Here is a 21,230-nt window from a genome sequence, read left to right on the forward strand (position 1 = left end):
CCTTTTTCACCAGGCCAGTCTCGCTGTCAGCATGGCGGTGATGGCATTGACCATGACTGCGCAGGCTGAGGACGCACTGCCTTCGCAAAAGATCGTTCAGCAGTTCATGGGCAGGTATTGCCTGGAGTGCCACGATGCCGATGTGCAGAAGGGGGATCGCGAGTTCGAAAAGTTCGCACTTCCTTTGAAGTCGGAGGCAGACCTCATCTCCGCCAAGGAGATCATTGACCAGCTCACGCTGAAAGAAATGCCACCGAAAAAGGCAGATCAGCCCGGTGATGATGAGCGCCTGGCCATGCTACGTGCATTGCGTGAAGGCACCGTGGCAGCCCGTGGAAAGATCGAGAGTTCCGGTGCCCGTACTGTGATGCGCCGTCTCTCCAGCCGTGAGTATGAAAACACGCTTGCCGCCCTCTTTGGTCGCCGGGTGGATACGCTGGGTCTCACGGGAGATTTCCCCAAGGAGAAAACAAGTCGTCACATGGACACCATTGGTCAGTCATTGGTGACTTCAGGCTTTCTCGTGGACCAGTATTTTCAAGCAGCAAACCGGCTGGTGGAAATGCGCTTGGGCAAACCCCAAATGGAGCCGAAGAGCTGGCTCTTTAATAAAAACTTTGTCCAATACGAAGAACTGCAAGGCTCGCACAAAGCGGCCTTTAAATTCCGCTACCTGAATCTATACGAGCAGCCGAACACGGATACCCGCCAGGGTGGCTACGGCCACATTGAAGACTTTCTCAAAGGCGTGCCAGTCTCCGGCCTATACGATATCGAAGTGGAAGCGCAGGCCATGCATCGCAATACTCATTTCGATCATGCCATCTTCGGCATCGACTTTTCAGAGCCTTTCATCATCGGCGTCGTTCCTGGGGATGTCACCCGTGGCCATATCCACTATCCGCAGACCATTGAGCCATTGCTCGGCAGCAGTACAGTGCCTGATGACAAGCCTGCCAAGTTGAAATTCCGCGTCTGGCTGGAGGCCGGACAGACCCCGCGCTTCATCTTCCCAAACGGCCCGTATGAATCCCGCGCCGCCGTCGTCACCATCAACAAGCGTTATAAGGATGAATTCAACATCCCGCCCGGCACCTCCGGTGTCAGTCGCACTCACTTGCTGCGGGATGGGGATCTTCCACACATCCGCATCAGCGAGGTCAAGATCCAGGGGCCCATGCCTGAAAAGGGCGGCAGCGCAGAGGAACGCGCCGTCTTTGGCAAAGACGGCTTCCAGCCAGACCGGGCACTGGAGCAGCTCCATGCCTTTGCAGGAAAAGCCTACCGCCGCCCGCTCACAGAGACAGACCGTCAGCCAATCGATGCTTTTTACCAAAAGCGTCTTGCCGAGAAAGCCACGCCACGCCAGGCCGCGCTGGATGCTTTAAAGCTCATTCTTTGCTCGCCTTCCTTCCTTTACTTCAGCGAGATCACGGATGAATCCGAGAAGGCACTCAGCGCCTACGATCTCGCCTCACGCCTCTCTTTCGCCCTCTGGGCCACGCCACCGGATAGGGAACTGCTGGCCGTCGCGAAATCTGGCAAGCTCACACAGAAAGCCGAATTGGCAAAACAGGTCCAGCGGATGATCGCGGATGCGCGCATCAGTGGGTTCGTGGACGGCTTTCTCGATAGTTGGTTAAACCTCCGCGACCTGGGCAGCATGCCGCCCCCGCGTGAAACCAACCGCAGCTATTACGCCGAGGACCTTCCGACCTCCATGAAGACCGAGGTGAAACTCTTTTTCACCGACCTGCTGAAGAACAATGGTTCTGCGGGCCAGTTCCTTCACGCAGAGTATACCTTTGCCGATAAAAAACTCGCCAAACTTTACGACCTGCCGGAGCAGAAAACCCTGCGTCTTGCCGATGGATTTCAAAAGGTCAGTCTGAAGGGCAATGCACGTCGTGGCGGGCTTCTAGGCATGGCCGGCGTGCTCACGGTCAGTGCCAACGGTGTCGAAACATCGCCCGTTACCCGTGGCGTATGGGTCAGTGAAAACATCCTGGGCATCCAGCCCCCACCGCCCCCCGATGAAGTGCCCGCCATTGAGGCCGACATCTCCGGTGCCACTACCATCCGTGAGCGCCTGGCCAAGCACAGCACCGATAAAACATGTGCCGAGTGTCATCGTAAAATTGATCCGCTAGGATTCAGCCTCGAAACCTTTGATCCCATCGGCCGCTGGCGCAGCTCCTACCCCAAGCCTAAAAACGGCAAACAACCCGCACCCAAGGTGGATTCCTCCGGCGAGTTTCCTTCCGGTGAAACATACAAGGACTTCGCCAGCTTCAAAAAGATCATCCGCGAAACTCGCGAAGACATCTTCACCCGTCATCTCATCCGCCAAGTCCTCACCTATACCACAGGTCGCCACATGGAACCTGTCGATGATTTTGAACTCGACGAAATCCATCTCGCAGTGAAAAAGAACCAGTTAGGCCTCCAGACCCTGATTGTCGAATGCCTGACGAGTGACATCTTTCGTTCCAGGTGAGGCTTTGCGGGCGATACGTTCCAAATGCTGATGATAGAGATGGAGATGACTTTCGTTGAAGGGACACGCCTTCGATGAAGAACTTCATTCATTTTCTCAGTCTTGTGATCCTGACCACTGCCAGTCTCCAGGCTGAAGAGCTCCCCCCTTTGACCGACCCCGATTTGCCCCAGCCACTGGACTTGGGGTATGCAGAAGATTTGGTCACTCATTCACCCTTCACCCGCTCCGTGAATTTGGAGGAATCCCTGCAACTGACCAGCATCTCCTACGTCAATGGAAGACCTGTTGCCACCGTGCTGAACAAAGCCACGAATGAGAGAATCCTCGTATTCGAAGAACCCAATGCCCTGGGATGGAGGCTGACTGGAGCGGTCGCAGGCACGGATCTAACCAATACCCAGGTGGAGATGATGGTGGGGCCGGAACTCCTGGTCATGCATTACCATCAGTCATCTCCAGGGACGGAGATGGCAGGCAGTCCCAAAGCCCGGCTGGCGGGAAAAAGCTCTGGCAAAAAAGAGGGCGGCAAACTCTCCGTTTCTTCACTGCTGGGAGACGATGGGCGTGAGCTTTATGGCTCACTTTCCTCGGATGCCCGCAGCAAGTTCAAGAAGATCATCCATGAACAGATGACCAAGAAGCCGGACATGACCAAGGAACAGAGTTCCGCCTATGCCCAAAAGATCTACGCCAAGATCAAGGAGAATGACCGCCCCAGCGGAACCCCCAGCCCGAAGTCTCCCAAGAGTGCAAAACCCTCCAAGAAAAAGCAGGGTGCTTGATCGACTCCGCTGGTTAAAGAACCATCTTTAGTGGATGGATACGGTCACACCCGTGCGGAGCTGGGTAGCTAAGCGGGCAATGTCCCAATTCGCTAAACGCACGCAGCCATGGCTGGCACTGCGCCCGATGCTATCCGGGTCAGAAGTCCCATGCAGACCGATGCCGCTCTTGTTGAGAGCGATCCAAACGACGCCAACTGCATTGTTAGGCCCCGGTGGCAGGAGGAACGTTTCCTCGCTGCGTTCACCCGTGGTTAGGAATGATTTGTCATAACGAAAGTCAGGCAGCCGGGCGATGCCGCGCACCTTCCAGTCGCCCTGGGGTGACTTCGTCTGATCCGACCCGATGGTGACTGGATAAGCGGCGACGAGCTTTCCCTTTTCCATGAGGTGCAGCATGCTGTCTGCGGTATTCACCGTCACAACGATCTGGTCGGCTGATGGATACTCTTCGCTATCTTCTTTAGGGTCGGATGCATCTTGGTCATCCTTTTTGTTGGGCTTTGCGGACTTCTTTTCTTTGTCCTTATCCTCACGTTTGGCGTTAAGGTCCAGCAGTGGCATGTCTTTGACGCCATTGATATCAAAGGGCTCCACATTGGGCACCTTGATGGTATCTCCGGCCTTGAGCTTTTCGAGCTTGCCTGGATTCAGCTCTTTAAGGAAATCGAGATCGCTATGGAACTTCTCGGCGACGGCTTCTGCCAGACTTGTATAAGGTAGCCATTTCAGCTTGGCCATGTCTGGGATTTCCTTTGGAAGTTCACCCACGGTTTTCACATCGGCCTCAGTTACCTGATATTCGATGAATACGGGGTCCACACTTGCCACGTCCAGGTCTTGGAGATCTGGAAGAGGGAGTTTGGTTTTGGCCTCCTTGCCTTTTTCCTCAGTGGGGGATTTGGGGGCTGGCTCGGGTGCCGTTTCGATCGTCTTTCCCTGGGCTTGCCGATAGAGAGTGAGCGCCTTTTCGGTAAAACCACCGTAGTGCCCGTCAATCTTGCCGGGGCCAAAGTTGGCTCTGTCGAGGAAGACTTGCAGGCGGGTGGCAGCCTCCATGTCGGAGACAGGACTCTCGGGAGTCTTATCTTCGGCGGTTAGGGAAGTGGAGGAGCTCAGAAGACAGGCGGCCAGGAGCCAATAGCGCAAAGGGAGATGCATGACGAACATTCGTCACTGCTGCCGCACACGGCTGTGTATGTCTCACCGTGGCCTAAATGAGGTTCCGCCTGATTAACGAACCATCATCCAAAGGGTGCTGGCCCCGTGACCTGGAGGAAAATCGATCAGCGAAGGAATGCGCAGGTAATCCACTGCCCGGCGCTTGATCTTGGCACACATTCGTGACCGGCGTTCCAGAGCCACGGGGTCCAGTTTGGTGCAATTTGTGGAAAGCAGAATTGCGCATTTGGGCATGGCGATTTCCAGCGCGGCATTGAGAAGGTCTTCAAAGTGCTGCTCCACCTGCCAGAGGCGGCCGTTGCTGTTGCGGGAGAAAGTGGGCGGATCCAGGATGATGACGTCGAAGCGCTCGCCCTTCCGCTCGAGCTTGGGCATCAGGTCCAGAGCATCTTCGACGATGAACTTATGCTTCGTTTCAGGAAGATTATTGAGTGCCAGATTCTGCCTCCCTCGGTCCAGAGATTTTTTGGACAGGTCCACACTCACTGTTTCGGCCCCTTGCAGTGCGGCCACCACGGTGAAACTGCAAGTATAGGCAAAGGTGTTTAGCACGCGTTTGGGTTTCCAGACCCGTAGCTGGGCGCGATTCGCACGCTGGTCCAGGAATAGGCCGTGGCTATAGCCCGCAGCGAAGTCGAGTCCGTATCGAATGCCAGCCTCAGTGACGACGGTGGTCAGCGGCAGAGAGGTGTCGCCACTGCGCAGGGCAGGGGATATGCGTTCGTCATTCTTCAGAGGCAAAAAACGTGTGAAGACACGCGCAGGTGTCCACCCTGCCTCCACGGCCCAGTTTTCTAAACCCTTGGCCATTTCCTCCAGCGCTGCATCATTCTTGTGGGAGATCATCGCGTCATCCCCGAGCCGCTCCACCCAACCTCCAGAGCCAGAGGCAAGCCTATGCGCGGTCGTCCCGGCAGTTTCAAAGGCGACTCGTTGCGCGGGAGCGATCCACGTGATGGGCTGGACTGGCGGGCGACGGGAAAGGGAAGGATGCACTAGCGGACACTGTCGCAGGATCATCTCTCATTCAACAGCCACTCGAAAGCAGGGATTTGAATCTAAATGCTTTGGTCTGGGCGGGGCGTAGGGCTGAAACAAAGAAATACGCTGGCATTAGCTGAAGGTTTTTCTTTGCCAAAATCGCGGACCACCGCAACGATAGGATGCGGACGACATCAAACAGATCCGCTATGTAAGCCCATGAGGAGCCAGAAACAGACCAATAAAGCACCCCGGCCATTTAAGAGCGGCCAGTCCACTACCGGCTGGGGGAAACAGAACAATGGCTTCATTCCGGCTCCAAAACCCATTTTTATCATGAAGAAAAAGGAGAAGGCAGCCGTTTCCAGTGACAGTTCTTCTCCTGCATCGTCAGCCCCAGAAACACCACCGCCAGATAACGTTTAAATATCCCGATGAAAACCGTCGCATTGCTTCCAGCCCTTGCCTTCCTGGCATTTTCAGCCATTGCCGAAGCTCAAAGTGATACGGCTCATCACCGTGCCGTTTACAAGCAGATCAACGAAAACGAGGCGAGCCTCAAAAAGGTATCCGGCAAGTATAAGGACGAGCCATTGGAGTTCACCCTGACTGGCTGGATGGAAGACGGAAAGCTGGTGAAGATTGTGGCAAAATCCAACGAAGACGGTGCGGGTGTGGAAGAATTTTACCTCGAGGATGAGGCGCCACTGTTCGTCTTCAGTTCCTACTTCAAGAACCATCTCAGCAAGACCCCTGAGCGTGTTGAAAACCGTCTGTATTTCAAGGATGGTGACATCTTCAAGTGGCTCACCACTGAGAAAGATGCCGGTGTTCTCCATGGAGAAGATTATGTCTCTGAAGGTGAGCGCCTGACCTCCAATTGTGCTGCTTTCGTTACCGTATTGAAAAAGAAAGGATCCGCTGCTGCTAGCAATGCCCAGGCGATGCAGGTGCTTGAAGGTGTCTTTGTGGGCATCGAAGAGGGGGATTACTTTCACTGGAATATGCGTAACTCCGCCGGGGAAGACGTATCCTTCTTTATGCTTCAGCCGGATGCCTCGGTGGAAAAAGTGATCGCCAGCCCGGAAAAATTCATTGGCCGGAAGTGTCAGGTCACCTGGAAAAAGAGCACTGAAAATATCCCTGAGGCGGGTGGTAAAATGGAGATCGAGCAGATCATCAGCGTGCAGTGGCTGGGCAAAAAGTAGCTCGATCCGTGCTTCATTGTCCTCTTTTAAGGGAGGAGATGCCGCTTCAGAAATTCCATCCGCAAACGTGACCCATAAGGTGTCTCGGCAGCCCCATGCCCCGTGCCTATGATGGGCATGAAATCGAAACTCTTGCCCGCTTTTTGCAGGGCACGAACGACTTGGTAGGTGCTGGCCGGGTCCACATTCACATCCAATTCTCCGACGATGAGCAAAAGCTGCCCCTGAAGCTTTGCTGCATCTTCGGCATTGGAATTGAGTTTGTAACTGTCATCCACAGGCCAGCCCATCCACTGCTCATTCCACCAGATCTTGTCCATCCGGTTGTCGTGGCAGCCGCAGTCCGCCACGGCCACTTTGTAAAAGTCGTGATGGTCCAGCAGGGCACGCATCGCGCTCTGTCCACCAGCACTGCCTCCATAGATCCCAATACTGCTCAGATCCATCCAGGGTCTCGTTTCAGCCGCCGCCCGGATCCACGCTATGCGGTCGGGAAATCCGGCATCCTTGAGATTTTTCCAGCATAGCTCATGGAACTCCTTACCACGATGATTGGTGCCCATGCCATCGGCCTGCACCACGATGAATCCCAATTCCGCAAGCTCATGCTGTCTTTTTAAAATTCCAAACTCCTTCGGCGTGAAGGCACCATGTGGCCCTGCATAGACTTGCTCCACCACGGGATAGGATTTCGCAGGGTCAAAGGAGGCCGGCTTGATGATGATGCCGTGGATGTCCGTCCTGCCGTCCCGTCCTTTGGCGACAAAACGTTCCGGCATCTGCCAGCCGGTGGCCAGCAGGGCTCGGGCATCTGCCTTCTCCAGGGTGCATATTAATTGGCCATCCTTGCTTCGCCGCAGTTCCGTCACCGGCGGATGGTCAGCGCGAGACCAGACATCAATGAAATACTTTTTGTTCGGGGACCATTGGATCCTGTGCTGCCCATCCCCTTCGGTCAGTTGTATAAAATCCGTGCCGTCCAGGTTCACACGGCACAGATGCTCATGATAGGGGTCCTCTTCCTCACGCAAACCCGATGCGAGAAACCACACCTGCCGCTTTTCTTCATCCACATGCTCCACCTTGCGCAGCACCCAGCGTCCGCTAGTGACCTGCTGCCGGACCTTGCCAGAGGCGATTTCATAGAGCCAGAGGTGGCACCACCCGTCACGCTCACTCAGCCATAACAGCTCACCCGATTTTTCAAGCCAGTGCCGCCAAGTCTTCTGTGTGTGGTCGATAAAAGTATCGCTGGTTTCCTCCACCACTATGCGCACCTCACCAGTCATGGCATTCACCCCAAGAATGCGATAGCACTGGTGACCGCGCTCATTGTAATCCAGATAAAATTCACCGCTGTCCTTTGCCCATCGGATATCAAAGTGACTTTTTTGAATAAACGGATTTTTAAAGAGTGCTGTAGCTGCCGCCTGCACCTCCGGCTCTTTGTCAGTGAGGCGAACGATCACAGGTTGAGGTTTCGGCAACGGGTCACCGGCCTTTGGATAATCAATCTCCAGTCGTTTAGGTTGGAGTTGGTCCTCAGGGGAAGAATCGACGATCGTGATTTTCCTTTTTACCACCTGTTCAGTACTGGAAAAAACGAAAGCGGATGAATCTGGTGCCCAGGTGATACCCTCATTGACACGGCGTCCTGGTAACCCCGTTTTCACCGGCACCGTCTTACCGCTGTGCAGGTCTTTGAGCATCACCCGGCCATCCACGACTGAGACGTTCCATCGTCCGTCGGGTGACGCTCGTGGATTTTTGGGCTTGGATTCGGCTCCTACAAAGACAGGGGAGATTGCATCAATCTCCACATCCAGATGAAAAGGTCTGGCTGTGACCACCGCCAGAGGCTTGTCCTGAAGGTCTCTGACCAGCCACACATGACCTGCATACGTATTTTGGTGAAACTTTCCCCCGGGTCCCACTTCCTCATACACATGATGTTTTCCATCCGGATCAATCCAGATCATCTTCACGGGCTCTCGCAGTTGGTTATGAAAAACAATACCCGTTTCACTGCCGCCATTTGTGGAGGCCTGTTCGTTCTCCTGGCTGTCCGAGGTTTTTAAAGTTTCCTGCTCAGGCTGGCCGATGCCGCGACCGTTAGACGCACTTTTTCGTTCCCCTGTCGCCGCATTCACCACTACGTATTCGTGACTTTTGGGGCCCGTCTGGAGGCGATACCAAAAATGATCTTCATCTAGCCACAGTGCTTGCACTTCATTGCGAAAAATCTTATTCGTCCATTTCTTTCCAGCCTCCAACGCTTCATCCACGGTCGTGGCAAAAAGGGGAGAAGTCAGTAACAGCGCGGCAAAGAGGGGCAGTTTCATGAAGGATGCCCTTAGCAAACGAAGTCAACCGCATCGTCCTTTGGCCAAATGCCATGTCTTCCAAATCCTCAGCGAAACACCACGTCCACACCCATCGCGCTTTTGGATGCAAATCCAGGAATCCAGTGCGGGCGGCGTGCCGCGATGAAGCGATAGATCAACGATAGAGCACTGAGGATGATGAGCCTGTCCACCATCCGGTAACCACGTCTTCTTCTCATCAGAAACTTCACTGCCCAGCCCAGGTGGCGGGGATTGAGCAGCAGCGGCTTAAAGTCCGTTTTAACTCGGTAGCGTGCACGCAGTCCGCGCTTGTTGTACTTTCCCTTATAAGCCGTCTTCGCTGCCAGGATGCGTTCTTCGATGTCCGTCGCATCATCGGCGAAGTAGTATTCCCTGGCCAGGGCCAGGAGGCCAAAGGTATCCCGCATGTATTCGATGTCTGCCACAGGCACTCCCGCACGCTCCGCCAGCGGCATCATCCGGTCCAGATTATCCATGCACCGCTGGGCGCTGCGCAGTGCCCCATCGGCATCCCGGACGAAGTAACGCAGGAGCTTGCGGATGCTGTGACTGACAAACAAATTCCCCCAGTAAACCGTCAGCATCGGTGGGATGCGCACCCGCCGGAAGAAAAGCTTCTGCTGGGCAAACTCTTCCACATACAGCAGTTCACGCACACACTCATCCGCCAGCCGCAGCAGTTCCAGCAGCGCATCTGCATCTCCCAGCCGCCGTTCTTTGGCAAAGGCACGCACCGCATCTTCCACGAGTGCGCCATCCTTGACCACCCGGATGGTCACATAGGTATTGAGGTCATTCCAAAGAGCCTCTTTATCAATGAAGGCGAGCCGCCGAAATGGCACCCAGCCTCCCGTCTGGCACCACACCATGCAGCCGATCACATTCTCTGCCTGCTTCAGCTCACGGGCATACCTTTCATACTGCCAGCCCACGAAGCTCGGGTATTCCCCACAGCCCTCGTATTCCCTCCTCGTTTGCAGTTCCACGATTTTCGCCAGCGGCGTGCGGAAGAAGTTTCGGTTCAGTGGCAAATATCGGAAAAAATCCGTCTCCCCATACTTCATGGAAACGACCAATGCCTTGCTGGTGATGCCTTTAAAGGTATCCGCAAAGGTGCCCCGATGCCACATCAGGTCCCCGATGGGATAGGCACCGACTGTCCAGGTACGAAAGATCAGCCGACGCTGATGCTTCTCAAAAACCGGCAATATCTTCTGGAGAAATTCACGGGCATCAGCAGGGGTCTTGATCACAAGCTGACTGCGGAAATCGTCGTGTACATCCTTGCCATCCGATTCACCGATGCGCACGATCACCCCGGCTACCTCTGGGAAATCAGAGAGAAACCGGTCCAGCAACGCGGTAAGGTAATCATTGACGTTGAGGCCTTCGATGGACAGCCGTTTGAGCAAGCCGGGTGTCGCAGAAAAGACGTCCATGGTCACATGCACTGCCAGTCCGGTATGCGCCAGCACCCGAAAGCAGTTCCGCATTTCACTGCGATATCGTGCTATCCGCCGCCTCACTTCCGGCTCGATCCATTCATGGTCCGCCAGGTGCGCCACATCATCCATGGAGGCGGCATTGAATCCCCAGCTCGCAGCTTGCCTGCCGATCACGTTCAACTCACGGCAAACCGTCTCCCACCATGCTGCGCCCTGGCGTCCCGCATGGTCCCAGGGGATCTTGGACCAGTTGATGACACGGCGGTCATACCCCCGGAAAAAAGGTCCGATGGTGTCAATGAGGAGCAGTTCAGTCACAAGCCTTGCTGGATGCAAACATAGGGCAGTGGCAAAGGGTGGCGAGTGACGATTCGGTCACCTCCACTGGCTGAGCTCACGCTGATAAATCAGAAAAGCATCCGTCAGTGCCTGCAGGCGCTCTGTTTGGCTGAGCAGCAGATGTTCGCGCTCACGGCATTCCTTCTGTGCGGGCTCCAGCATGGGCAGGAAGCGGGAAAAGAGGCTTTCCACATCGCTCTCGACCTGGGTCTGGAGCATCTCGCGCAGCTTCAGCGTAGAATTTTCAAGTCGGTCCACCATCAGACCTCTCGTCTTGTTCAGGGCAGACTGGGCGATCAGCAGCGCAAAGCCTAGCAGCAGCATTCCTCCCCCTGCTGAAATAGCCGCGCCGATGGGGCCATCATAATACCAGGCTGCGCCCACTGCGCCCAGTACCGGCAGGATCAGCCAGGGCACCCAGCGCGCCCGCTTGCGGGCCTTGTTCAGTCCGGGTTCAATCGCTTCATCCAGTTTCAATCCCAGGACAAACCGCCGGATGGTGCTGTCTATGTGTGCGGAAAAGAGACGCCGTAATTCAGGGTCGGCTTCGGTTGGCAGAACCACATCTTCAGGGAAAAGAGTGCCGCGACCCTGCGAGTGCAGAAAGCGGTCATACTGGAGGCAGTCTTCTTCCAGAATGATACCGACCTGACGCCATCGGTCCCCGCTACGATGTTGTAAATCCTGGAAAAGGCGATGATCCAGGCTCTCTGGCTTGGTCTCTTCCATCTCCAGCGCGGGGTCCTTTTTAAAGGCTTGGCGTGTGGCCAGCACATCATCGGCCAGCCCCGCCACGTGTGCGCATGCCTCATGGTAATCACGTTCCGTCGCATCCAGGGCGGGGAGGATTTTCTTCAGGGTACGGTCCACCTGCATCTCCCGCTCCGTGAGAAACTCCTGGGTTAGGGTGGAAGTACGCTGTGTCTGCTGAGTTTGCTGCAGCACATGCTCCCGCAAATTGGTCAGCAGTTGCCGCGCCAGCCTGACGGTACTGGATAGCTTGTTCATCCGGGATGCGTTGCGCTCTACTAAGCTGGAGATGTGATCCTCCAGCTGCTGGAAGCCGCTTTCCTCCATCAGGCTTTCTTGGTTCCCGTCTGAGTTTTTGGCGATGTAAGCCTTCTTGGCCGAGACTGGAAAAAGAGGGAAATCCTGGCCGTAGCGCTGCCGGGAAAGCTGTCCCATGTAATCTGTGATCACCTGGATTTCCTCCGGGCTTCTCAGGTCGCACTGCTGGAGGACGAAGACGACGTGGCGCATCCAGTGCTTGTGCACTTTGTCCAAAAACTGCCACGCCGAGGCACCCCACGGGTTCATGGCACTGAACACAAAGATCACCAGATCTGCGATGGGTACAAAACGCTCTGTGATTTCCTGGTGCTCATCCGCAATGGAGTTTGTCCCCGGTGTGTCCACGATATGGAAGTCACGCAAGATATCGATGGGCACATGAACCTCATCCAGTGTCGGCGTGACTGGCACGATTTGCAGCACCGGGCCATGCTTGAAAAACAAGATTTTGTCCGTCGTCGGCATCACCCCGGTCTTGGAAAAATCCTGGCCGAAGAGTGCATTCAAAAAGGTGGACTTACCCACATTCACCTCTCCTACCACCACGAAGACAAACGGTTCCTTGAGGCTGGCAATCAAGTTTTCCGCAATGGCGATGGATTCCGTATCCCCGCCCAGGTCACGGATCACTTCCGCGAGCGTGTGCAATTCCCCGCTTAGGCGGTCGCGCAGCTGGAAATACTCATCACCGATCATGGTCTTGGGGTTTTCAGAATGTGGGAGAATGGATCAAGGATTGTTTAAACAGGAACCCGCACCTTTGAGGGTGCGGCCACACTAACCTTGAACCCCCAGCTCTCATAGCCAAACCCCGCCACACTTACTGTGGCAGCGGAGCTGGATCTGCGTCATCCACAGCCATCGCTGGCCGGATGACCATGCCCACTGGCATATTCGCCTTCTCCATGTTTAGAAGCTGGCTCACCGTGACAAACTGATAACCCTTGGCCAGTAACTGATCAAACATCGCCGGCATCGCTTCGATGGTGGGTGGATGGATGTCATGGGCCAGCATGATCGCACCGGGATGCGCTCCGTTCACCAGACGACTGGTCACTACAGACACTCCTGGCCGACGCCAGTCCTGCGGGTCCACAGACCACATGATCGTCGAGTAACCAAACTCGCTGAACATCAATTGTTTGATGCGCGCATTGATGGCCCCATACGGAGGGCGGATGAGGTGGGGGCGATAATTGGCTACTTCCACCAGCGCATCTTCACTTTGCTGCAACTCCGAGCGGATCTGTTCATCAGAGCGGCTGGTCAGGCTCGCATGGGTCCAGGTATGGTTGGCGATTTCATGCCCTTCCGCGATCATGCGACGGATGATGTTTGGATACATCTTTGTCTGCTTGCCGATCACAAAAAACGTACACTTGATGTTTCGTGCCTTCAGGATGTCCAGCAGCTTTGGCGTCAGGCTGGGGTGCGGGCCGTCATCAAAGGTCATTGCCACCACTTTTTCGGTGATGTTCACCTGGGAATAACTGATCTTTGCCCCTGCTGGCGGTACCGTGGGCATCGTCGAAGGATTGTTCAGGCGCTTAGACAGCGGATTGTCCAAAATGACGGGATCAGCTTCCATCAAAGTGGCTTTACGCACCTCTGCCAAGTCCTCCTTTTTCTTGTCCGTAGAACTGCAGCCAGCGCTGCCCATGAGGATGCCGAGCCAAATACTGAGATACATGCGTTGGGAAATCACGGTGGCGAGATTAGTTCAGTGCTGAATTTAGGAAAGCGTGAAGTTTGTGGAAATTGCATCTTCTGCTTCCCCTTAGTAATGACAGGGCAAAGCGCATGCTTTTGCCTTTATACTCGCCGCCGTCCATTCAGGGCCTGGTATAAGGTCAGTTCATCCACATGATCCAAACCGCCCCCCGCAGGCATTCCCTGCGCCAGTCTGGATACTGCTATTCCCTCTAACCGCAGCATATCTCCCAGATAACTGGCCGTTGCTTCTCCCTCCACATCGCTTCCCACGGCTAGGATCACTTCCTCCACGCCTAGGATTTTGACCCGCTCCATGAGTGGGTCGATGCGCAAATCCTCCGGCGTGATGTTATCCAGCGGGGAAAGTTTTCCCCCCAGCACATGATAGAGGCCTGAAAATGCGCCGGACCTCTCCAGCCTCAGCACATCCGCCGCCTGCTCCACCACACAGATGAGGCGATGATTCCTCTTCGGGCTCTCACACAGCACACACTCGTGATCTCGCTCAATGAAGAATCCGCATTGGTCACAGGCCTGAACCCGGGCACTCAGCTCTTCCAGACTATCGATGAGGGGCTCGATCCTGCCGCCGTCCTGCATCAGCCATAGTACCAGCCTTTCAGCACTACGTGGCCCCAGTCCTGGCAATGAGCGGATCTGGGCAATCATGCGCTGGAGTGGCGGCGGGTAATCTAGGGCAGGCATGGTAAAAAGGACTGGCTAATGACTCACGCAAAGCCGCCAGGACGCAAAGTTTAAAAGCCGAAATTCTAAAGCGACTGTATCCCTACCCGAAGCATGACCAGACAAGCCTAAGTGGCCTAACGCGCGCTGTTTTTAATTCTTTAAACGGTAACGCGTCCGACGGCTGTTCAGCCAGCGCACGCCAAACATGTCGCAAGTGGCCCGCCAGGCGCGGTTGCCGAACCCGTATTTGCTGACGCCATGCACCCGGGGGCGATGGTTGACTGGCATCTCCGTGACCCGGAAATCCATGTTGCGGATCAGGGCTGGGATGAAGCGGTGCATGCCATTGAACAGCAGCAAGGCCTCACGGCATTCACGACGCATCACTTTGAGGGTGCAGCCTGTATCGCGAACATGATCCCCAATGAAACGTGAGCGTACGCCATTGGCGATGCGGCTTTGCAGGCGTTTGAACGGTGTGTCTTTGCGCTTGGCACGGTAACCACAGACAAGGTCGAATCCTTCTTGGAGCTTGGCGACCATGGCCGGAATGTCCGCTGGATCATTCTGCAAGTCGCCATCCAGGGTGACGATGATTTCGCCAAGAGATTGGTGAATGCCAGCGTGCATGGCTGCACTCTGACCTGCATTGTGGGCAAATTCGAGCACTCGCACCCGCTCATCACGCTGGACACGGCTCACGGTTGCATCGGTGCTGCCATCATCCACCAGCACCAGTTCATAATCCAGGCCGGTCAGGGCGGTCGCGATCTGGGCTTGCAGTTCGACGACGTTATCCTCCTCGTTATAGAGCGGAACGACGACGGAGATGGCTGGTGACGAAGGCATGGTGGCGGGAGCCTTCATCCATCCCGCGCCCGCTTGACGTGGCAAGTGGAGATTTGCACGAAGCTCACTGAGGAAGCGGAACGCGGATGATATTGGGTGCCCGGCGGCGGACGCCGATAAAGACGGGGGAAAGCTGCTGCTCAAACCAGCGGTGATTGAGCTTCAGCCGCGTATTCAGGGCGGTGAAATGCCAGGGACCATCCTCCGTACGGATACTGTATTGCAGGGCACGGCCTCCATCCAGCAGCGTCGCGTGCTGGACCTCCAGCTTCCGGGCGATTTCGGTGACTTCAGCCACATTCATCACGCCGCCATCGCCGGATACGATGAAAATGATCGTGCCGTCCTTTCTCATGCCTGCCAGGGAGCGGTAGGTGATTTTGGAGCCATCGAAGAACTGATCTGGCTTCATGGAGACATAGGAAAAGGTCGTGTGATTTTTCATCACAGAGGGATAGCCCTGGGTGCCTTCCTCAATAGGACCAGGCACATCATCCAGCAGGGACTTCGGGCCGAAGTAAGGGCGGCCACCTTTGACAAAAAAACACCCGCTCCATTCTGGAAAGGCTCCATTGACCTGCACCCCCTCATGCCAGACCCAGCCCAGCGGTTTGCCTTTGGGATCACGGAAATTGGCGGTGATGGAAAACCACAGATTGTCTTCAGCCATCCTGTTTGCTGCGGTGGTAACAGCAAACTTAGGCTGCTTTTCGTAGCTCGTCATGAACTCGAAATGCTCGGGCGAAAAGGTGATGACATGCACTTCTGCCCCCAGGATCTGATGAGCGACCTTTGCCATCGATCCCTCTCCACGCTTGATCTTTAGGGTGGACCAGCGCATGCCTTGTTCCGCATGGCGCTCAATAAGCCCCTGACGAATTTCCGCTGCGGTGATCTTGGGAGCTGCTTTCCAGATCCCACCACCTCCGCGGATGAGTAGTGGCTCTTTCGAATCGCGCACACTGAGGGCCACCAGATTGCTATCCAGATTGAAAAAGAAGACCCCCGCTATCCAAAGCGCTACGCCTGCAGCCAGCCCTAGAAATAGCAGCGCCTTGAGGCAACCTCGATTTTTTGCACCCTTCTTCTTCACAGGGGAGGATGATGGGCGGGAATCCAGCGGAGTCAAAGATTCCAATGCTTGTAATTGCCGCCCTACCCGCCTCATGCATTTGATTTAAGCCATGATCTCGGACGCCACTGTGCCATAGACATCCGTCAGGCGGAAGTCGCGGCCAGCATAGCGATAGGTCAGCTTTTCGTGGTCCAGGCCAAGCAAATGTAGGACTGTGGCGTGCCAGTCGTGGATGTGCATTTTATTTTCCTCGGCTTCGTATCCGTACTCGTCGGTTTTGCCATAATTCATGCCGCCCTTCACGCCGCCTCCGGCCATCCATAGGGTGAATCCTTTATTGTTATGGTCGCGGCCATCATCACCCTGGCTATGCGGGGTGCGGCCAAATTCTCCGCCCCAGATGACCAGTGTATCCTTCAGCAGGCCGCGTTGTTTTAAATCCTGAAGCAATCCGGCGACAGGGGTGTCGATGGCATCGCAATTGCGTTGTAGGGCGGTCTTGAGATTGAAGTGCTGGTCCCAGTTTCCATGGGTGATCTCGATGAAGCGCACGCCTGCTTCCAAGAGCTTGCGCGCCATGAGGCATTGTTTGCCAAAGGTATCCGTATTGTCGTTGCCAATCCCGTAGAGGTCTTTGGTCGCATCTGTCTCTTGGCTGAGATCCAGGACTTTTGGCACCTCCGCCTGCATGCGGAAAGCCAGCTCATAGGATTCGATGACGCCTTCCACTTCCGCACTTGTTCCGCCATCTGCGGCCATTCGGGACTGGTTTAATGCCTGCACCAGATCCAACTGGGTGCGCTGGGTATCCAGACTGTAACGGTCGTTTTTGACATTGGCGATGCTGGTCTCCTCTGCCGCTCCGTTATAACGTCGGGCAAAGGCTCCACCGCCAGGAAGGCTATTGCCCCCGATCTTTGTCCCCTGGTAAATGGCGGGCAAAAAGGCGCTGCCGTAGCTGCGGGTGGCATTGGCTGGCGGATTGATGGTGATGAAGCCGGGTAAATTTTCATTCTGGGTGCCCAGTCCGTAAAGAGCCCAGGAGCCGAGCGATGGCCTAACAAATTGCGTGGTGCCTGTGTGCAACTGGGTGAAAGCCTGCGGATGAGCTGGCACATCCGTGGTCATCGAATTGATGACGCAGAGGTCATCGGCGTGCTTGGCCAGGCTGGGCAGCAATTCGGAAATCCAGAGTCCACTTTTCCCATGGCGGTTGAATTTCCAGGGGGAGCCCATCAGTTTGGCCTGACCATAACGGCCCGCCAGGGCAGGGGCACTCTTGCCGTCATCTGCCGTGAGTTTGGGTTTGTAATCGAGAAGGTCCACATGCGATGGCGCACCCTGCATGCATAGGAAAATCACATGTTTGGCTCTGGGCTGGAGATGCGGGTTTTTGGGGGCCAAAGGTGATCCGGCACGCAGGGCCTGCTGCTGGGCCAGTGCGGCAAATGCGAGGTATCCGAAGCCATTCGAGGTCGTTTTTAGAAACTGACGGCGGTTTGATGGAGCATTCATGGCGATAGGTTTGAATGGACTAACAAAGGATCAGTTTAAATAGCGAAATTCAGCACTGGCGATGAGGCTCTGGCAAAAGGCGGAGAGGGTGGCCATCTGCGCTTTTTCTTTCTCCGATGGCGTGTTCTTACCCTCTGCGGCTTGTTGGGGAAATCGCATCCAGAAGCTCTTGATGGATGTCATTTCCTGCTCGGTGGGAAAACGGGCAAAGGCGAGTTGGAAGGCGTAAGTCAGCTTCTCCAATGGCGTGCCAGGGTGTTTGGCCACCCTGGAGGCAAATGCATCCGCAGCACTGAGAGCCTGTGGATTGTTCATCATAAACAGGCTTTGTCCGGGAACGTTGGTGGTATCCCGTTCGCCATTGACCAGACTGGCATCGGGGAAGTCAAAGACACTGAGGACCTCGGGGATCTGGTCACGGATGATCGGCAGATAGATGCTGCGGTAGCTATAAGGTTGAGTGCTGATCTCTCGAAAAAGTGAGAAAAGACCTTCGCGTCCTTCTCCTGCTCTGGCGACAGGAGAACCATCAATGGGATAAAGATTGAGGTTTCCAGACACGGCGAGCATCGCATCCCGGATGGCTTCAGCATCCAGCCGTCTCTGATTCATCCTCCAATGCAGTTTGTTATCTGGGTCCACGGCGAAGTTTTGATCATCATAAGCAGAGGCCATCTGATAGCTGCGGGAAAGCATGATCTCTCGGATCATCTGTTTGACCGACCAGCCTTGCTCCATGAATGAGAGGGCGAGTTCGTCCAGCAGTTCGGGATGGGTGGGTTTCTGTCCCATGAGGCCGAAGTTATCTGGAGTGGCGACGAGGCCGCTGCCCATCAATTTCAACCAGATTCGGTTCGCCATCACGCGAGCGGTGAGGGGATTTTCTTTGGAAGCAATGAAGAAAGCCAAGTCCAGTCGTCCGCTGCCTTCACTGATATTGCGGGGTTCTCCTTCAGCGCACAATACCTCCACCAAACCGCGTGGCACAGTGTCTCCAGGCTGCTTCAGGTCACCGCGAATCAGCAGCGGGCTGTTCACAGGACTATCCTTATCCAGCAAGCCCATGGCCAGCGTGCGCGGGCTGCCATCCGCATGAAATTGATCGAGATCCGCTTTGATGGCATCCGCCCGATCGGCAGAACTGCGCACGCGGAGGAAATTCTGAGCATTGTTGTCGCGTTGCCCTGAACTCATGCTGCGCACTTGGTCACGAATGTTGTTTGCCGTATTCAAGGCTTCATCATAATTGCGTTTCAGGGTCGCATAATCCGCCTTGGGCAGAGCAGCGAGGGCGGAGACCTGCGCGGCAGCGGGGTCCAGCTCAATCAGCGTGCTGGTATTCTGGTTCTGCAACTGGCGATAAGTGCCGAAAAGAGTCTCACTGCTCAGGAAGATGCCCGCCAGCGCATAGTAGTCACGTTGCGTCACAGGATCAAACTTGTGGTCATGACAGCGAGCACAGGCCAGGGTGAGGCCTAACATAGATTGCGATAATGCATCAATTTGCTCATCCACCAGATCCATGGTGAATTGCCTTTTGTCGCGGTTGTTATGACCTTTGGGACCGATGGCCAGGAAGCCGGTGGCGACGATCTTTTCTGCCTGGTCGCGTTTGTTGTCATAGCGCATCAGGTCTCCGGCGATCTGCTCTTTCAAAAACTGGTCGTAAGGCTTGTCGCGGTTGAAGGCATCAATCACGTAGTCGCGGTAACGCCAGGCATGTGGATACAGCAGGTTGACCTCCTTGCCGCTGCTCTCAGCATACCGGGCGATGTCCAGCCAGTGCCGCCCCCAGCGCTCGCCAAAACGAGAGGAGTCCAAGTATTGGTCAATCACACGCTTGGTGGCCTCAGGCGATGTGTCTTTGACATACGCTTCCACCTCATCTGGCGTAGGCGGCAGTCCGGTGAGGTCAAAGGCGATGCGGCGGATGAGCGTCCGGCGGTCTGCATCAGGGGCTGGTTTTAAACCGGCTTTCTCCAGTCCGGCCTGGATCCATTGATCAATGGTGGAACGTGCCCAGCTTTCATCTTTGAGATCAGGAACGGCAGAGCTTGCCGGTTTTTGGAATGCCCAGTGTTGCCGACCTTCCTGCATATTAATCTCACGCTTGCCTCCGCTGGCATTGGGGATGATTTGCTCACGGGGATCCGGGGCACCCATTTCGATCCACTTGCGAAAATGGGCGATTACTTCATCCGGCAGCTTCGTCTTCGGTGGCATCTGCATGTCTTCATCCGCCCAGGTCATGGCCGTATAAATCGCGCTTTCGGAAAGGCTGCCAGGAGTCACCCCTGGATGCCCAGATTCGCCGCCTAAGACAGTGCCTTGCCGTGTATCAAGGGTGAGTCCTCCTTTGACTTTTTCGGCCTCGGCGGAGTGGCATTGATAACAATGCTCCACCAGTGCTGGACGGATGTTCTTTTCAAAAAAGCTCAGTTGATCCGCAGGTATGCCTGCATGATCAGCCATCGCGGCTTCCACCGCCAGGGCAGAGGATGCCGCTAAACTGAAAGCAAAGATGCAGAGTGAGAAAAACTTCATGGCCAAAACAGCGTTTCAGTTTCCTGAAACACAGTTAGGCCATGGAAGTTGCGCGGGATAATGCCCGACTCTCACTTTTAATTAGACCAAGCCCAGGCTCTTTAGTGTGGCGCGGAGCTCTTCGACCTTGGCGGCCTCCATCGGCACCAGCGGCAGACGCAACTCGTCGGTGCAGTGACCGGCCAGGGCCATCGCCGTTTTGATCGGGATAGGATTGGTGGAAAGCTTCAAGAAAGCAGCGAATAGCGGGTAATACTGCTGGTGGATACCCAACGCGCCTGCGTAATCGCCCTTCAATGCCAGTTTCACCATGTCGCTGATCTGCTTTGGAATAAGATTGGAGGCCACACTGACGATGCCAACGCCACCCACGGACATGAAGGGCAGGGTAAGGCCGTCATCACCGGACAGGATTTCGAATTCTCCCGGCAGGAGCTGCTTCATCTGGCTCACTCGCTCAGGATTACCGCCTGCCTCTTTGATGGCGCGGATGTTCGGGCAGCTTTCGGCAAGCCGCACGATTACATCCAGGCCAATCTCAATGCCGCAGCGTCCTGGAATACTATACAGCATGATCGGCAGCTTGGTATTGTCGGCGATGGCCTTGAAATGCTGATACAGGCCTTCCGGGGTCGGCTTGTTATAATAAGGAGCCACCTGGAGAGATGCCGTTGCACCAGCAGCCTCCGCTTCTTGCGTCAGTTCAATGGCCTCACGGGTGCTGTTGGAGCCTGTGCCCGCCATGACGATGCCACGACCTTTGGCAAATTCGACCGTCAGCTTCACCACCTGTTCATGCTCGTCATAATCCAGGGTCGGAGATTCCCCGGTGGTGCCGCAAGGAACCACGCCAGAGACGCCGTTATCGAACTGGAAATCGACAAGTTTTTTGAGCGCTTCCTCGTCGAGCTGGCCGTTACGGAAGGGGGTGACAATGGCGGTGTGGGTTCCTGCGAACATGATTGAGGGAGTG

General features: G+C 55.3%; 15 protein-coding genes. 3 read left to right on the top strand and 12 right to left on the bottom strand.

The window, feature by feature from the left end; translation table 11 throughout:
• Positions 1-40 precede the first annotated feature (40 nt).
• Both EI77_RS08490 and EI77_RS08495 read left to right on the top strand, forming a co-directional pair.
• Positions 41-2,497: a DUF1592 domain-containing protein gene (locus EI77_RS08490; protein WP_425606518.1), complete on the top strand. Its 2,457-nt coding sequence runs from the start codon at positions 41-43 to the stop codon at positions 2,495-2,497.
• A 74-nt stretch (positions 2,498-2,571) separates the two neighbouring features.
• Positions 2,572-3,282, top strand: a complete 711-nt coding sequence (locus EI77_RS08495) for a hypothetical protein (RefSeq protein ID WP_133794656.1) — start codon at positions 2,572-2,574, stop codon at positions 3,280-3,282.
• 27 nt (positions 3,283-3,309) lie between these two features.
• Here EI77_RS08495 and EI77_RS08500 read toward each other — a convergent pair whose 3' ends face one another.
• Both EI77_RS08500 and EI77_RS08505 read right to left on the bottom strand, forming a co-directional pair.
• Positions 3,310-4,443 (bottom strand): L,D-transpeptidase family protein, encoded by a 1,134-nt coding sequence (locus EI77_RS08500; protein WP_166647129.1) that lies wholly within the window; start codon positions 4,441-4,443, stop codon positions 3,310-3,312.
• A gap of 72 nt (positions 4,444-4,515) precedes the next feature.
• Positions 4,516-5,484: a class I SAM-dependent methyltransferase gene (locus EI77_RS08505; RefSeq protein ID WP_133794660.1), complete on the bottom strand. Its 969-nt coding sequence runs from the start codon at positions 5,482-5,484 to the stop codon at positions 4,516-4,518.
• A gap of 395 nt (positions 5,485-5,879) precedes the next feature.
• On the opposite strand from EI77_RS08505, the gene EI77_RS08510 reads away from it, so the two are divergent.
• Positions 5,880-6,653 carry a hypothetical protein gene (locus tag EI77_RS08510; protein WP_133794662.1) on the top strand — a complete coding sequence of 258 codons (774 nt, stop codon included), beginning with the start codon at positions 5,880-5,882 and terminating at the stop codon, positions 6,651-6,653.
• Positions 6,654-6,679: 26 nt separating this feature from the next.
• Here EI77_RS08510 and EI77_RS08515 read toward each other — a convergent pair whose 3' ends face one another.
• From EI77_RS08515 to dapA, 10 genes are all read right to left on the bottom strand, one after another.
• Entirely contained in the window at positions 6,680-8,995 is a 2,316-nt protein-coding gene (locus EI77_RS08515) for a prolyl oligopeptidase family serine peptidase (RefSeq protein WP_133794664.1), read from the bottom strand.
• Between the two features lie 68 nt (positions 8,996-9,063).
• Positions 9,064-10,782, bottom strand: coding sequence for a hypothetical protein (locus tag EI77_RS08520; protein WP_133794666.1), 1,719 nt, complete (start codon positions 10,780-10,782; stop codon positions 9,064-9,066).
• A gap of 57 nt (positions 10,783-10,839) precedes the next feature.
• Positions 10,840-12,570 carry a dynamin family protein gene (locus EI77_RS08525; protein ID WP_133794668.1) on the bottom strand — a complete coding sequence of 577 codons (1,731 nt, stop codon included), beginning with the start codon at positions 12,568-12,570 and terminating at the stop codon, positions 10,840-10,842.
• Positions 12,571-12,694: 124 nt separating this feature from the next.
• Positions 12,695-13,564, bottom strand: coding sequence for a polysaccharide deacetylase family protein (locus EI77_RS08530; RefSeq protein ID WP_133794670.1), 870 nt, complete (start codon positions 13,562-13,564; stop codon positions 12,695-12,697).
• 122 nt (positions 13,565-13,686) lie between these two features.
• Positions 13,687-14,292, bottom strand: coding sequence for a recombination mediator RecR (recR, locus tag EI77_RS08535; protein WP_133794672.1), 606 nt, complete (start codon positions 14,290-14,292; stop codon positions 13,687-13,689).
• 132 nt (positions 14,293-14,424) lie between these two features.
• Positions 14,425-15,141, bottom strand: coding sequence for a glycosyltransferase family 2 protein (locus EI77_RS08540; RefSeq protein ID WP_243838724.1), 717 nt, complete (start codon positions 15,139-15,141; stop codon positions 14,425-14,427).
• Positions 15,142-15,187: 46 nt separating this feature from the next.
• Positions 15,188-16,261: a phosphodiester glycosidase family protein gene (locus EI77_RS08545; protein WP_166647130.1), complete on the bottom strand. Its 1,074-nt coding sequence runs from the start codon at positions 16,259-16,261 to the stop codon at positions 15,188-15,190.
• Between the two features lie 39 nt (positions 16,262-16,300).
• On the bottom strand, positions 16,301-17,713 hold the full coding sequence (locus EI77_RS08550) for a DUF1501 domain-containing protein (protein WP_133794677.1): 1,413 nt from the start codon (positions 17,711-17,713) through the stop codon (positions 16,301-16,303).
• Positions 17,714-17,743: 30 nt separating this feature from the next.
• Complete coding sequence (locus EI77_RS08555; RefSeq protein ID WP_133794680.1) at positions 17,744-20,257, bottom strand: PSD1 and planctomycete cytochrome C domain-containing protein; 2,514 nt, start codon at positions 20,255-20,257, stop codon at positions 17,744-17,746.
• Positions 20,258-20,338: 81 nt separating this feature from the next.
• Positions 20,339-21,217, bottom strand: a complete 879-nt coding sequence (gene dapA / locus EI77_RS08560; RefSeq protein WP_133794682.1) for a 4-hydroxy-tetrahydrodipicolinate synthase — start codon at positions 21,215-21,217, stop codon at positions 20,339-20,341.
• Positions 21,218-21,230 lie beyond the last annotated feature (13 nt).

Source organism: Prosthecobacter fusiformis (assembly GCF_004364345.1).
GTDB lineage: Bacteria > Verrucomicrobiota > Verrucomicrobiia > Verrucomicrobiales > Verrucomicrobiaceae > Prosthecobacter > Prosthecobacter fusiformis.